The organism is Gibbsiella quercinecans (genome assembly GCF_002291425.1).
Taxonomy (GTDB): domain Bacteria; phylum Pseudomonadota; class Gammaproteobacteria; order Enterobacterales; family Enterobacteriaceae; genus Gibbsiella; species Gibbsiella quercinecans.
Window position 1 is genome coordinate 919,039 of sequence record NZ_CP014136.1, and the last position, 16,070, is coordinate 935,108.

The 16,070-nt window shown below is 45.7% G+C and carries 10 protein-coding genes; 2 read left to right on the forward strand and 8 right to left on the reverse strand.

From position 1 onward, the window contains the following. The first annotated feature begins 492 nt into the window (after nt 1–492). A complete protein-coding gene (locus tag ACN28Q_RS04265) occupies nt 493–1,932 on the forward strand; it encodes an SLC13 family permease (protein ID WP_165907131.1) in 1,440 nt (479 codons plus the stop codon). 38 nt (nt 1,933–1,970) lie between these two features. Then, nucleotides 1,971–2,663, forward strand: a complete 693-nt coding sequence (locus tag ACN28Q_RS04270; RefSeq protein ID WP_095845193.1) for an RraA family protein — start codon at nt 1,971–1,973, stop codon at nt 2,661–2,663. A 406-nt stretch (nt 2,664–3,069) separates the two neighbouring features. On the opposite strand, the gene ACN28Q_RS04275 is transcribed toward ACN28Q_RS04270, so the two are convergent. From ACN28Q_RS04275 to ACN28Q_RS04310, 8 genes are all read right to left on the reverse strand, one after another. Beyond that, complete coding sequence (locus ACN28Q_RS04275; protein WP_095845194.1) at nt 3,070–3,963, reverse strand: LysR family transcriptional regulator; 894 nt, start codon at nt 3,961–3,963, stop codon at nt 3,070–3,072. A gap of 242 nt (nt 3,964–4,205) precedes the next feature. Further along, nucleotides 4,206–5,612: an NADP-dependent phosphogluconate dehydrogenase gene (gndA, locus tag ACN28Q_RS04280; RefSeq protein ID WP_095845195.1), complete on the reverse strand. Its 1,407-nt coding sequence runs from the start codon at nt 5,610–5,612 to the stop codon at nt 4,206–4,208. 286 nt (nt 5,613–5,898) lie between these two features. Further along, a complete protein-coding gene (locus ACN28Q_RS04285) occupies nt 5,899–6,717 on the reverse strand; it encodes a glycosyltransferase family 2 protein (RefSeq protein WP_095845196.1) in 819 nt (272 codons plus the stop codon). Nucleotides 6,718–6,730: 13 nt separating this feature from the next. Further along, the gene (locus ACN28Q_RS04290; RefSeq protein ID WP_095845197.1) at nt 6,731–7,660 is read right to left on the reverse strand and encodes a glycosyltransferase family 2 protein; all 930 of its coding nucleotides are present in this window, start codon (nt 7,658–7,660) and stop codon (nt 6,731–6,733) included. Between the two features lie 12 nt (nt 7,661–7,672). Next, complete coding sequence (locus ACN28Q_RS04295) at nt 7,673–9,496, reverse strand: HAD family hydrolase (protein WP_095845198.1); 1,824 nt, start codon at nt 9,494–9,496, stop codon at nt 7,673–7,675. Further along, nucleotides 9,493–13,581, reverse strand: a complete 4,089-nt coding sequence (locus tag ACN28Q_RS04300) for a glycosyltransferase (RefSeq protein ID WP_095845199.1) — start codon at nt 13,579–13,581, stop codon at nt 9,493–9,495. The genes ACN28Q_RS04295 and ACN28Q_RS04300 overlap by 4 nt, the downstream gene beginning before the upstream one ends. Next, nucleotides 13,553–14,944 carry an ABC transporter ATP-binding protein gene (locus tag ACN28Q_RS04305; RefSeq protein ID WP_095845200.1) on the reverse strand — a complete coding sequence of 464 codons (1,392 nt, stop codon included), beginning with the start codon at nt 14,942–14,944 and terminating at the stop codon, nt 13,553–13,555. The genes ACN28Q_RS04300 and ACN28Q_RS04305 overlap by 29 nt, the downstream gene beginning before the upstream one ends. Continuing rightward, nucleotides 14,934–15,767: an ABC transporter permease gene (locus ACN28Q_RS04310; RefSeq protein WP_095845201.1), complete on the reverse strand. Its 834-nt coding sequence runs from the start codon at nt 15,765–15,767 to the stop codon at nt 14,934–14,936. Before ACN28Q_RS04310 ends, ACN28Q_RS04305 begins: the two co-directional genes overlap by 11 nt. Nucleotides 15,768–16,070: the final 303 nt, after the last annotated feature.

The window sequence follows — 16,070 nt, forward strand, 5'->3', positions numbered from 1 at the left end:
TACCACCACCCAATGGCCCCTGCGCCCCACCCCATGCATAGAAAAATAACCACAGCATCACAATTCAAAAACCTATAAGTAAGTAAAAAAAGCATATAGTTTATAAAATGTTTTTTATTCTTATGATTTTCATCAATTTTTTACCCTTACCCCGGGTATATGAATGGTAAGTTCATTTTTTTTGAACTTATATTCAAGATGAACATATTGCCGACTTTGATAATGGAGCGGATATTAAATAATAATCACCGGCCAGGCATTATCCGGTATTTAATACGATTCTTCGTTATATTTTTACGCAACAAAATAGCAACAAAGCAGTAAATGAACCTAATTGAACATAGCCTACGATAAAAAACGAAATCTGGAAAACCCGAGGGTAAAAATGAAAATAAACGCGCCAAATAACGATAAGTAAAGCACAAATAATAAACTGCCAATAAAAAGGTTGCATACTTTTATTGTAAAAATCCATGCTAAATGGAGGAAAAAATGGCTGAGAAAAAACCAAAAACCCAAGCCCAGCGGCTGATTGGGTTTGGTGGCGCAGCATTTCTTATTCTACTGATCTGTTTGCTGCCAACACCAGAGGGCTTAACGCCGGAAGGGCAAAAAGCATTAGCATTATTCGTTGGGATAATCTTCCTATGGGCCACAGAGCCGGTACCGCTGGCGATTGTCAGCCTGATTATGGTGCCGGTTGTCGTTTCAATGGGCCTGTTGACTGTCGGCAGAACGCTAAATAACTTCTCGACATCGTCTATTTTCCTGATCGTTGCGGCGTTATTAATGGCGCCAGCGATGTCAAAAAGTGGTTTTGCCGACAGGTTAATATACTGGCTGCTTTCTAAAGTGGGCTGCACCGCCGTTCGTATCACGTTTGGGATCACCGTTGCGAACATTGTGCTGGCATTCATTATTCCATCAACCGCAGCCCGAACCGCAGCGCTGCTGCCCATTTGCCTGGCAATCATCGAACTTTTCAGGAAGAACAGTAACCAGCCGAAGGGAAGCCGAAGCAAGTTTGCGGTGGGGTTGCTATTAACGCTGGCCTTTACCAATTCGATCATCAGCGCCGGCATACTCACTGCGACGATCCCCAACCCAGTTACCGTAGACTTTATATTTAAAGCAACCGGACACTCAATATCTTATGCAGAGTGGTTTATGTATGGATTCCCACCGGCGTTAATCATGACGATTTTCGCATGGTGGCTCATCAAGACCGTCTTCAAAGCAGAAGCGAATGAAATACCCGGCGGAAAAGAAATTATTGCAGAGAAACTGCAAACAATGGGGAAAATATCGGCAGATGAGTGGAAAAGCTGCCTGATTTTCTTATTTGTGGTTTTACTTTGGATGACCGGTAGTATTACCAAAATAGATACCACCATCGCAGCCATCATCGGCGTTTGCCTGATGTTTCTTTTTGGCGTGATCAACTGGGCGGATGCATCAAAAACGGCTGCTTTTCAGTTCATGTTAATCATGGGCGGTGGGTTTATTATCGCAGACCTGTTGATCGTCACCGGGGCGGCCAAATGGGTAGCAACCAGCCTATTTAGCCTGCTGAAATTTGATGGTGAGATATCGATTATTATCCTGTTGCTGATCGTGATTTTTATCGTGCAATACATGCATATTCCCTTTATGGGAACGACAAAAATGACCACGATGCTCATCCCTATCGTAATTAGTATTGCAGAAGCCGCCAATATCAACCCCATGATATTAGCGATGCCGGCCGGCATGATCATTGGGGGGTTCCCCCTGTTCCTGTTCTATAACACCATTTCCAGTTTATTGGTTTACGGCACAGATGAATTGCGGATGAGTGATTTCCCCAAAGTCGGCGTGCCTATCTGTACGGTTGCGGTGCTGGTTTATAGCCTGATGGCAGCGACATATTGGCGTTGGCTGGGGCTTTTCTAACAACAGGCTGATAATGATTTAATCTGAGGAGACTTGAAATGAGTAATATCGGATTTAGAGTTTTTTCAAAATTTAATCGCCCCGATGCAAACCTGGTCAGCAAGTTCAAAGCATTGCCGGTGGCCAATATCGCAGACATGATGAACCGCTCAAATGTTCTGGACGCGCGGTTGCGAAAAATCGGCGCAAGCAATCTCTTGGGAGTGGCTTTTACTGTTAAAACCCGCACCGGCGACAACCTGATGGTGCATAAGGCACTGCAAATGGCGCAGCCAGGGGATGTTCTTATCGTCGATGCCCACGCTAATCTAACCAATGCCATTATGGGGGAACTGATGGTGCGTACGGCGGAGCAAAGAAACCTGGCAGGTATCATTATTGACGGCGCAGTGCGCGACGTAGCGGTATTATCCACCCTCAAAATCCCTGTTTATGCCTCCGGGGTCACGCCGGCCGGGCCCTATAAAGACGGCCCGGGTGAAATCAACACCCCGATTAGCGTTGGCGGCGTGACGATTCACCCCGGCGATATTCTGGTGGGCGATGACGACGGCATCGTCGTCATCCGCCCCGGCGTTGCGCAAGATATCTATGAAAAGACGCTGATAAAAAATAAAAAGGAAGAGGAACTGGTTCGCTTGATCAAGGAAGGGCGCCGGGATAACTCATGGATTGATCGGGCGCTGAGTGAAAGAAAATGTGAGTTTATTGATGATGCCTACACCCAATAGGTGTTTGACCACAAATCCTCAAAAACGCCATTAAACATAGCGGGAATATCACCCAATCCCCTCGCAACGCCCGGCCATGGAAAAGCCGGGTTTGCTCCGCTTTCATGCCCATCATGCACGCCGCGAACATGATATTATTCTCGGCACTTTAAGATTTCTTTAATTTTCGTGTGCGAGACTCTGCTTAAACCCAGAGGAGCGTTATATGAAACAGAAAAAAGTATGGCCAATCAGTGAATACGTTACGGTGATTTTCTGTACCGCTGTAGTCCTGCGTTTCTTGCAAATATGGTTTACGACGTAAAGATTTTTCGTTCTTCACTTAGAGATGTTGAATCGCACCCATGCCCGGCAGCCGGAGCCATGCCTGTGGAGTACGCAGTTCATGGGCCACATCTAAAACAAATCAGGTAGTGAGCCTTTTCAGCTGTTCAATAAATATGGCAATATAGGGGTTGTTGTTTTTGGGATTATAAACAGCGTAAATGCAGCAAAGACACCGGAAGTCTTCTATTGGCAGGAAAACAATATCCTGGCGGTTATTGGGTATCGTCATTTTCCCAACCAGGGTCACCCCTAAGCCAGCGCCGACCAAAGCAAGCGCCGTATGAATTTCCAAAGCATGGTGGGAAATAGCTGGCACAATGCCGTGCTCTTTAAACTTCTCAAAGAGCTGACCGGAAAATCCACTTTTCTGGTCGTTAGGGAAGACGATAAAGGGAGAGTTGCAAAAGTCGCGTAATGTAATAAATTTCTTGCGGCTAAGGTAATGATTCTTCGGAATTGCAGCCACCAGAGGATCAACCAGGATGAGTTCATGACGTAGCCCTTCGTCAAGGATATTATCGTTATTCATTTTCCTGATAAACCCGATATCAATGATGTGATTTATCAAAAGTTCTGGCTGGTATGCCGATAAAACCTCCTTAAGATTGATATCAATATGGCCGTGGCTTTCAGTGAAATTTTTTATCGCTTCCGGCAGTAGGTTGAACATAACCGAACGGACAGATCCCAGCGTTAGCGTTGTTGATTTCGCGTTAACATGTTGCCAGACGTCCCTTTCCAGCTTTTCAAAACCAAATATCACCTCCTGCGCCCGGTGATAAACAAACTCACCAAGCTTGGTGAGCGTCATTGGCCTTGAGCTACGGTTAAACAAGGTGCCGTTAAGCTCTTTTTCAAGCGCCGTTATTTGCATACTGATCGCCGTGGGGGCAAGCAATAGCGTTTTCGCCGCCTGGCTGGCGCTGCCCGCTTCCACAACACGACAAAAATACTGCAGTTGTTTTATGTTCACCGTTAATGAGCCTTAAGTAGGCAGAACGCGCTAATCCTTACGGGCTGTGAAAGCGCTCTGAATACGTGCACGATCACTCTGATGCCAGGGCAGCAGGTTACCATGCCGGCACTGGCTATACCGTTATTCTTCCCACACATTACGCGTTTGCCGTTGAGATACGCCAGCCCAGATCGCGGGCAAAAAAAAAGGCCGCCGAGTGTTAGCCCGGCGGCCTTGTTATCGATAATCAGGCTAAAGCATTATTCCAGCCATTCGGTATGGAATACGCCTTCTTTATCGATACGTTTGTAGGTATGGGCGCCAAAATAATCGCGCTGCGCCTGGATCAAGTTAGCCGGCAGCACCGCAGAACGGTAGCTGTCGTAGTAGGCGATAGCGGCAGAGAAGGTTGGCGTTGGGATACCGTTTTGCACCGCATAGGCCACCACGTCACGCAGCGCCTGCTGGTATTCGTCAGCGATTTTCTTGAAGTATGGCGCCAGCAGCAGGTTAGCAATGTCGGCGTTTTCAGCATACGCATCGGTGATTTTCTGCAGGAACTGCGCACGGATGATGCAGCCGGCACGGAAGATCTTGGCGATTTCGCCGTAGTTCAGATCCCAGTTGTTCTCTGTAGAAGCCGCTTTCAGCTGTGAGAAGCCCTGGGCGTAGGAAACGATTTTCCCCAGGTACAGCGCACGGCGCACTTTCTCGATAAATTCGGCTTTGTCGCCAGCAAAGGCAGCTACTTTCGGGCCGCTCAGCACTTTGGATGCGGCAACGCGCTGATCTTTGAGGGAAGACAGGTAACGTGCAAACACCGATTCAGTGATCAGCGACAGCGGTTCGCCCAGATCCAGCGAGCTTTGGCTGGTCCACTTACCGGTGCCTTTGTTAGCGGCTTCGTCCAGGATCACATCAACCAGGTAGTTACCCTGCTCATCTTTTTTGGTGAAGATGTCTTTGGTGATGTCAATCAGGTAGCTGCTCAGCTCGCCCTGGTTCCATTCGGTGAAGGTGTTGGCCAGCTCTTCGTTGCTCAGGCCCAGCGCCTGTTTCAGCAGAGAGTAGGCTTCCGCGATCAGCTGCATGTCGCCGTATTCGATGCCGTTGTGCACCATTTTCACATAGTGGCCGGCGCCGTCTGCACCGATGTAGGCAACGCATGGCTCGCCTTCAGCCACAGCGGCGATTTTCTTCAGAATTGGGGCCACCAGTTCATAAGCTTCTTTCTGGCCGCCAGGCATGATGGAAGGCCCTTTCAGCGCGCCCTCTTCACCGCCGGAAACGCCGGTGCCGATGAAGTTGAAACCTTGGTCAGACAGTTCGCGGTTGCGGCGAATAGTGTCTTTGTAGTAGGTGTTGCCACCATCAATCAGGATATCGCCTTTATCCAGGTGCGGCGTCAGTGAAGCGATGGTTTTGTCCGTGGCTTCGCCCGCTTTCACCATCAGCAGAATGCGACGTGGTTTTTCCAGGGATTCGACAAACTCTTCAACGCTGTAGTACGGCACCAGGTTTTTGCCTGGGTTCTCAGCAATAACTTCGTCAGTTTTGTCGCCTGAACGGTTAAAGATGGAAACGGTATAGCCGCGGCTTTCGATGTTCAGCGCCAGATTGCGGCCCATTACCGCCATGCCGACAACGCCGATTTGTTGCTTGGACATTTAGTAACTCCTGTCTGAAATATATGTCAACTTCGAGAGAAAATAACCTGTTGAAAGAAGGGGTTATTTTACATCCAAAGCTGTGATAGCGATCCTAACCATTGTACATGAGTATAACGGAGCATGTACCTATCATAGTCATAACATTCTTCATACATACGGTGGCGACGTCGATTCGTATAACCACCCTACTTGCTCTTAACCGCCCATTAGATTACCGGTAACATTGAGAAATGTAAGCATTAGGATGTGCCACTCATCCCACCAGGCTTTCATTCCCCTGACATTACGATGATTTTTCTGATGGTAAATTCGCCAAACAACGTTTGTTCAGTTGATTACGCTGGCGATCGTGTAACCATCCCCACTTATTGAAATACCGAATCGCGGAAGTGATGTGGTAAAACAGAAAACGGAAGTTAGTGTATGAACGGCGCTGTGATTCGTGAACAACCAACGCGTCCGGGCAATAAGTTACCGGGCATGAGGATTGGCATACCCTACGGGACAAATCGACATCCTCAAGATACAGGAAGAAACGCGGATCGAACCCTTTCACTTCACGCAACGCCTGGCGGCTAATCAGCATAAAACAACCGGATAATGAAGGCGCGAAAAAAGGCTTGCTGTAATCAGCCTGTCGCAATTCATAGTCATCATTGATAGCGTGCGAAAATGTGGAAAGAAAGCGCCGAATCAAAAGCTGATAGGGGGTTGGCAGCAGCTTAGTACCATGCTGCAGACTACCATCGGGGTAAACCACTTTCGGGATCGACAATCCCGTTTTATGGTGCAAGCTAAAACGGTACAGCTTATCAACTTCACCCTTAGCAAAGAAAATATCCGGGTTGCAAATCAGTATAAAATCCGCTTTATCGCCATATCGTTCAAAGACGACATTGTGCCCAGCACCAAACCCCTTGTTCTCGGGTAAACGGATTACATCCAACTTTTCATGGGTAAAGTCAGACAGCCAATCGCAGAAGCTACCATTGTCAACAAGTACAACCTTCGACACGCTCTCCTCACCAAAGAGCGAGGATAAAGTCTGCTTAACATCTTGATACTTATGCTTATAAAGCACAAGCGAAGCTATGATTTCCACAGGTTACACCAAATTATATTTTATTAAGCAGCACGTAAGTTAACGTTGTCACACTACCCAGCAATTGCTGGTGATAAATGCCCGATTCACGCATTAAACGCAGTCGGCCTAACAGGCCACTGTTGCGGATACGGCGAAAAGCCTCAAGCGACCGTTTAGCTTGGGGTGTCAAATCATCCGATACACAGTTTAGCACCTGCCAATTTTGATCATTCCATGTTGCTGCACGACCGTCATGGGCAGCAATAAAATTACGTAAACGTACCCAGGGAGCCATGCTATTACCTATCACATTGTGGCTATGCTGCCGATAAAGCACCGTTGGTTGCGGATCATAATGAACTACCCCGCCACACCCGGTGACAATCTGGTATAAAGACCAGTCATGAATCACCATCGGAGCCAAGCTTGCCTTACTTAACAACATTCTCGCCCGATGATTAAACACCATCGTATTTCCGCTCGCGATATTTTGTAACAGCGCATTCCCAAAACCCGGGGCCTTGGCGTAACCAGGTGAATACCCCACTGGAGTACCATTACTGTCAATCAACTGCGTCCGCGAGCAATAAACAGCAGGAATATCCGCATCAATTGCTTTCAGCCAGTTGACCGCCCGCGCCAGTTTGTCGTCCGACCAGACATCATCCTGATCGGCAAACGCATAGTAATTAGCCTGGATTTCTGGGTTAACCACCAACGACATGAAATTCGCGCAAACCCCCTGCTGCGGTCCATTTACCAAGCGGCCATTGACTCCCGCTCGATCGATAAAATCGGCAATGATTTCTTGGGTTCCATCGGTGGAACCGTCATCCGAAGCCCATAAAGACCAGTTATGATGGGTTTGATGCTCGAAAGAACCTAATTGTGCAGGCAAATACTCGGCACCATCCCTGGTGCCGAGTAAGATGGCAACGTGATTAATCTGTTGAGCAGACATATTATTCAATGCTTAATTCGTAAAGTAATCTGCAAATCTCACCACCTGATTGCGTGAGCTTCCCCAAGAGTCAAAGTTCTCTATTTGACCGATCAAGGGGTTAGTACGCCATTGGGCATTTGAGACTAATTCAATAATCGGAGCTACAGTCTGCAACGGAGTGAGGGAGACATTGAGCCTTTTTTGCTGCTGTGTGAAACTCTCAGCAAACATATCAATGCCTTCATTTATCGCCAAGTTGAATTGTTCATGACCGGTTGCTTTTGCCCGACCAGGGTCCCCAACGACTTCTACAGACAAACCATTGGGACGATAGCCAATAATCGTGTTATGTGGAGCAGAAAAGAACATTTCCACCGCAACGCGATTTTCGTAAACGCTATCCACTATCGATGAAGATGTTGACTCTTTGTTAACCATCGCTTTCATATGCAGAGTACGGCTGCGACGTTGACGCTCTGGTGTATCAGCCAGGCAAAAATAATAGCCGACAACATCAATATCAATAATGGGGCAAACCGCAAGCTCAAATGCCTCTTGGGTCGTGCCATTCCAGCCAACATCAACCAAAGCGATTTTATTGCCAGCTTTCACGCCAGATTGGCACAGATACATAAATAAGCCGCGACGATTCCTACTACAAACTTTCATAATTTCACTGCGATAGCCAAACATCAGTTGGCCAAGTACCTCGTGGTCCTCGATACTAATACGCCGCTGCGGATCAATCCCTAAATTCTGAAGAACCGCATCTGCAGGCGGGCAAACACCGATCCGCTCAAACAGTTCTCCCGGAGAAAGACCAACACTGCCAGAAAGCAAAAACGGGATATTCTGCTCAAAGTTTTCTTCAGTAATCAATGCCAGATTAAAAGCAATACGAGAGCCCAGAAAATAGTGGAACTCCGGGAGTTGATCTGCACAGTAGTTTTTCGCCAGGCGTTCCAAAGCATAGCCATCGCGAGAAACAAATAGCACGACATCAACAGCATCCTGTTTCGCCTGTTGCGTAATCCAATGAAGGAATCCAAAGTTAGCAGGCCCACCAAATTGATATCCCAACGCCTGAAAAGTACCTGGCGTGATCTTTTCTGCATCGTCCGTATTGAGTAAACCTTGCGCCATTGAGGTTGCAATGCATTGCTTTTTATCCCCCAGATACGCGACATCCCGAACATAATGGAACGCGGCCAAACCTCTCTCTTGTGGGCGCTGAACATCGGCAAGGTAATTATCACCAATGTGCAAGACTTGCGAAGCAACAACGCCACAAGCACTAACTACGCTATCAAACAACTCACCGCTATCACGCTTGGTCGCATTACGGTCAGCAGAAATAAATAGCGGAACTTGCTCCAAACCATAGCGTTTCAGTACGTCAACAAAAAAATTGGCGGAGAAATACATATCGGAGGTGATAACAACCGTTTTTTCACTCGCCACTAATTGCTGAAATAATGGAAACAATTCTTTGTTCGGTTGAACCAGTTCTAGTTCAAGGCTGTATTCCGCTTGCTGAATAGCATCCCGCTGATGCTGCGGCAGCGGAAACTTGTCATAGATGTTTTGTAGCGTGATCTCTTTACGCCCATCCTTTGTCATCTGGCGGAAAGCCTCCGCCTGCGCTTTACGACGTTGCGCCTTGAAATCAGCAATATTGAATTGTATGCCAAGGAGATCAAACGCATCTTCCGGATGAGTTAATGGACGAACAAAAAGCGTATCAAAAAAGTCAAAAGAAATGACCGATGCCTTATCAATCGCATTGCTCAATGCATCCATGTTCAATCGCTCAGCTCCCTGTCCGTAATCACCTTTAGTATCTTTTTTCATCATTTACGAATCTCAAAACAAGCACTATTAGGCGCAAAATTTACATTATAAAATGGGTCATACTGGAAAAAGTGTGGATGTAGAGCATTCAACTGCCCCAGTTCACGCTGTAGACGAGCAACCTTTTCTTGGTCCATATGATCTAATCCGCGGCTGACCGACTCATGATGAATCAGTGTCACACTTTGACACATCACGTTATATAAGCCCGCTTCACATAAACGCATACACAGATCAACATCATTGTAAGCCACGGGGAATTGTTCGTTGAAGCCGCCCACTTGTTCAAACTTGCGGCGCTCTACCATCAGGCAAGCACCAGTGACAATCAGCCAGTTGTATTCAATCTGGTTACGCAGGAAGTAACCAGGAATATCTTTGTGAGAATGCATATAGGCGTGCATTGGGCCATTTTGCAAATTAATCACACCGGCATGCTGCATTGTGGCACCATCGCCATATAACAGCTTCGCTCCCACCGCACCTACATGGCTCAGTTGTGCGTAACCGCCCATGCGCTCTAGCCAGTCAGCATGTAAGACTTCTGTATCGTCATTGAGGAATAACAGTAGCTCTCCTTTTGCCTGTCTGCTGCCTAGATTATTCAACTCAGAGAAATTGAATGGCGCATCATGACGAACGACAGAAATCTGTTCCTTGGCGCTAACCATCTCTAAATAGGCCAACGTTCCGGCATCTTTTGAGCCATTATCAACAATGATAATCTCGAAGTTGCGATAAGCCGTTTTATCCAAAATCGACTCAATACAACGCTTCAAGACCACATGGTTATCACGGGTAGGGACAATGATAGAAATGCAGGCATTATCACGAAGAGCATAATTGACACGGAAATAACCCGGATAATTAGGCAGTTCTTCAACGGTCCCCTTCAAACCACGGCGTTCAAGTGCACTTTCACGCACAGCGCGGGACGCCGCCAACACATAAGGCTTCGCTGTCATATCCGAAGCTACCGAAGCCGGAATAATGCGCCAGTGATACAATATCTTTGGTATATGGCTAATACGGTGGGTTATCTCCGTCAAACGCAAGATAAAGTCCCAATCTTGGCAACCATTAAACTCAGAGCGCAGCCCACCAACGGCTTTTGCCACACTAAGTCTCACGCAAGCTACATGACAAGTATACATAGTCCCCATCATGGTATCAGGCGACCAGTCAGGCTTAAAGTGCGGCTGAGAATAATCGCCGTCGGGGGTAAATTTGTCTTCATCACTATAAATGAAATCCGGATCTTCCCGGTTGATACAAAGCGCTAGTTCATATAAACAATCATCGGTTAACTCATCGTCGTGATCGAGGAAAACGATGAAATCGCCATCAGCATTATCGATCGCCACATTGGTCGCACCAGCAATCCCTTGATTCTTTTCCATATGAATCACTTTAATTTTGGGATCATTGAACGCATCAAGAGCCTTTTTAGTTTCCTCTAATGGACTGGCATCGTTTGCCAAAATAAGCTGCCAATCGGAATACCACTGCGAGCGAACGGAGTTAACCATCTTCTCCAACAGATCCAACGGGGTATTATAAATAGGAACAATAATTGAGAAGCGAGGACGCTGCTGCATATTATTCAATTGCTCTTCCAGATCGTATGGGCGCTGTGTCGGTATATAAACATACTCGTCTGGATGTTTAGCAAAGTGATACATCCCGTCCCGATGATGGGAAATAAATGTGGCAGGCGTGGCTCTATCAACGCTGTGTGTGGCAGCAACAGAGGAATACGCCGGATGATGCAAAAACCAGCTTGGCTTGAGCTTCATTGCAAGCCTGAGTAGACGCCCTTTATAGCCTTCTGGCAGACGATAGTACAGAGAACGAGCGAACTCTCTAACATTGCGTTTAACTGGCGCCATCAAAGGATGGCATGAAACTGCAGCAAGCCCTCGGTTCCCTACGCGTTTTGTAGCATGCAAGATTTTCCCTACATTCAGCTTACAACGTTGCCCAATATAAAACAGCCGGTGGAACACCAGGCGAGTAGGTTTTCTCAGGAAAACCGGAACCCTTCTTCCCATCACACGCAATGGCGCTGACAGTTTCCAACTGGACGAATGCAGGATCTGCCAGACCTGATGTTCATATTCCGCCAATAATCTCGTTTGCTGAGCAATATGTTGCTCCATCACTTCAATATTATGCTGTAAGGCAGCAATCTGAGCATCTTTCGCCGAAATTTGATCATGAAATTTTTCACTATGCATCGTTTCAATTTCCTTTTGTAACGAACTAACATCATCTTTTAACCCATCGATCAATTCCATTGTCTTTCTAACTTCATCATCTTTTATAGCAAGCTGCGTTTCACTACGGAGATACTCATCTTGAATATGAGTTAACTGATTCTTCAAAGCACCAACTGAAGCAATGCGCATTGGTAACTCAAGCGCAGTAAGGACTTCATAGATATTATGGCTATCCTTGTTTTCGATTGATGCCATAAACTCTGACTCTTGATCCAAATATTTCTTTAAGTCTTCTGGTTCTATGGCAAAACCTATTTCCCTCACAACCGCATAGGAAATGTCTACAATATTTGAAGAAGATAAATGTTGACTATATGCAACAGAGGTTAAACGCAATAACGAATGGAATATTCCTCGGAATATAGCATAACCAAGAGTGATATCCTGCTGGGCATGCCACTCCAAATCAAAAAACACGACAGAGTTATCTTTTTGTCTGATAGCATTGAATGGCATAGCATCCTGATAATGGCTCTTCAGCAAAAAATCTTTATCGTAATCTGTAGTGGCTTTTGCCATTGACAGTAAAGAATCAATCCACTCCTTTGCCCACAGTGCAACTTGCGTTAATGACCAATCGGGACGGTTGACGATATCAACCAAATCCAACCACAAACTGTTACCTGAGTAAAAAGCATCAACGCTTTTAATACGTTGCAGAGCTGCACCTTCATGCTCATCCTGAACTAGGGGGACGCTATTCACCACTAACTCGCCATCAGAGACAACTTCAAACGTAGTGATTTTATTGAATTCGGGCAAACGTCCATCAGAATAATGATAAGCCGCTACACCGGGCGTCAGTTCCAATTGAGTCTGTTGACTGGCAACGACCAAGAATGAGTTGGCTAAATCAACCGCCAAGCCATTACTCCATGCATTTCGAGTTCCCTGCTCAACCGAGAATAAATTTTCAGGAACACCCTGAATATCTTTATTGCTACTCTCAATAGCAAGTTGTGAAAGTTCGTGAGAATAACGCCGCCAACCTATCGGCGTAACTATAGATACAGGTAATTTATAGTCAGGCAGAGGAATATATTCCTGCGTATCTATAAATCCATTTTGATTAAGTAATGTAAGCAATTCATGGCGACCAAATGTGGCAACGCTGCTTTCTGTATAGGAATTATTAATCCCAAACATAGGCTGCCCAACATGATCCTCATTAGCACCTGCAAAATACTTAATACCAAGCTTATTCTCAATAGCGACGAATAGCTTTCCATCCTTAACTAAACGCTGGCGACAAAAATCCAGCAATGTATTTTGCCCATTCTTACCCAAGAACATGCGTGCATATTCCAGTACGCCAATCAACATCACACCATCAAAAGCGCCCAAATCAGGTAAAATATCACTTGGGGAACAAATAACATCCACATTGGGCAGATCACGACAGCGTTGGCGTGCAATTTGAGCGCGCCTGAAGCTCCCCTCAACGGATACTACCTGCGCACCACATTCAGCCAAAAAACGCGTAATAGCGCCGCAACCACAACCAATTTCCAGAATGCGTTTGCCTGCAAACCATTGACGGAAAGGCTTAAGCAAATTGGAACGGCGGGAAGTAAGATGATAAGTTGATGGCCAATCCTTCATCTTGGCAGCGAGTTCCAATGAGTTTACACTGAGATCATCAGCATGCGTAACAGCATCCAACACATAGTTTTCAGCATCATCACCATCACTGTACGCGAACTCCGGTAAAGTTGCTGGCCGCCATACATTGACGTCCTGTTCAAAAACAAAACCATTGTTTTCCAGAATTTGGTGAACTTTACTCGGTTTCAAATTTAATTCTCGCATTTAAATCAGCCAAACCAGTGAATGTTTTTACAGGGCCTATAGCCAAATGAATTGAATCGTAACGGCGATCATGAGGAATAATTTCACCTTCAGTCGAGCTACTGGCTATACCCACAGAGACAAAATAATCCCCCTCAAACAACATAACAGGGAGCGTCACCGTAATAACGGCATCTTTACCGGGCATACCTGCATCAAGAGTATCAATAGACTGCCATTCTGAGTTGGTATTATAAATTGTCACTCCCTCTTTAGTTTTTACTGCAAAACCAAAGATAGGCCGTACTATCATGTTGTTAAAAACAACTCTGAATGAAAATAAGATTTCTTTCTTGGGAGAGATATTGCTTGGGTAAGACTCACCCTCCTGTTCCAGATAGAAATCAACCAGCTCCGCACTGCGGTCTCCCCAACGATATTCCGATGGATTATAGTTAGGTCGTTTATCATACAAACCATTCAGATGGCTGAACAAAGGCAGTTTTTCGGCACTCGCATTTTTGGCAACACTCTCACGAACGGCAAGCTGTTTTTCACCTGCAACCGCAATCTCCAACTGCTTGTTAATTTCGTCACGTTCGCTATCTGCCGTTTTTTTCTTGCCAAAAAGAATATCCAGATAACGGTTTACTATATCCCGTGGTTGCCCCTGAGCTTGTACAACACCGCCATCCAGCAGTAAAGCACGATCACAATGCGTAACAATTTGCTCTGTCGCATGAGATACAAACAGAATAGAAGTGCCATCCTGCTTCAGTTTCTTGAGGCGAGCAAAACATTTGGCTTGAAATTTAGCATCACCCACAGCTAACGCTTCATCAACAATAAGAATTTCCGGATCTATCTGCGCCTGAACTGCAAATGCCAAACGTACCAACATACCGCTGGAATAGGCTCTCACTGGAGAATCGATAAAATGGCCGATGTCAGCAAAAGACAAGATATCATCTAACTTATCTTCCGTCTCTTCATGCGACAACCCGAGCAAAGAGGCATTAAGATAAACATTCTCTCGCCCGGTAAAATCTGCGTTAAATCCTGCCCCTAACTCAAGTAAAGCGGCAACGCGCCCATTAACATTTACGCTGCCAGAACTTGGCGACAGCGTACCGGCGATAATCTGCAGTAATGTTGACTTACCTGAACCATTCCTGCCCACGATCCCCATGGTTTGCCCTTTAGGCAACTCAAAGGAGACGTCTTTCAGTGCCCAAAAATCTTCGTGGTAAACACTCGGGGTTTTCCCTAACTTTTGCTCAATACGCGGCATAATGAACTGCTTAAGCCGCCGAGCAGGGCTTTCGTATACCTGGTAGCACTTATCAACATTATTTATTTGAATCGCATATTCATTAGAGGACATCAGCAAAACCTTTTCTTGTCTTCTGGAACCAGACATATCCCAGCCACATTACCAACAATGAGATTATTGAGTAAATTCCCAAGCCCACGAAATCGGGCAATTTTCCCCAGATCAACACGGCTCTCGCCTGTTCAATGATAAAGGTGAGTGGATTCATCATAATCACGGGCCTTAGTGCTTCAGGCAAGGAAGATATTGGATAAAAAACTGGCGACAAGAACATCATTACCGTCATCAAAATAGTGATTGTCTGGCCGACATCCCGAACATAAACACCCAGTGATGCCAAGAACCAGCTCAATCCCAACGTTAAAAAAATTAATGGAATAATCACCAGCGGCAAGAAAAGCAGGGTCCAATGAACATAGCCATTAAAGATGAAGAATGCGCTAATCAAAACCACAAGGCTGATAAAGCTATGGAACAATACGCCGCCCATGGCAACCAACGGTAACGTTTCAAGCGGGAAAATGACCTTTTTTACATAGTTAACATTGCTAATAATCAGACTTGGTGACCGATTTAGCACTTCTGCAAAAAGACTATGGACAATTAGCCCAACAAACAAGATGACAGCAAACTGCGTTTTAGATTCATTGACTGCAGCTCCAGCCCATCTAGCCTTAAAAACAACTGAAAAAACAAGTGTGTAAACAGCCAACATGAAAACAGGGTTGATAAACGACCATAGTATGCCCATAAATGAACCGCGATAACGGCCAACCACTTCACGTTTTATCATCTGATAGATCAGGTGCCGGTTAGACCATGATGATCCGAACAGAGAAACTAATGAGTAAGGTTTATCAGTATGTGGATTCATTACAAATCTCTTTTAGTTGTTACTAAATAATCGTTCGTACCCAAGATCAAAAAAATGCAAGATCATGATAAATAGTAGAATTCATTAAAAAACGTAATGATTTCTGTATGGCATAGTGTCGATATGCGTCATTAGATACATTACATTATCCATATACACATAAGATGGGATGCTTTTGAGTACAGATGCCAATCGCTCGCAACTTCGCACCCCTCTCATAGTCTCTGCGGTCATAATATGACCAATCCCCATACCCGATGAAATCCCACACGCCTACGCATTTTAATGTAAAAAGCCCCGGAC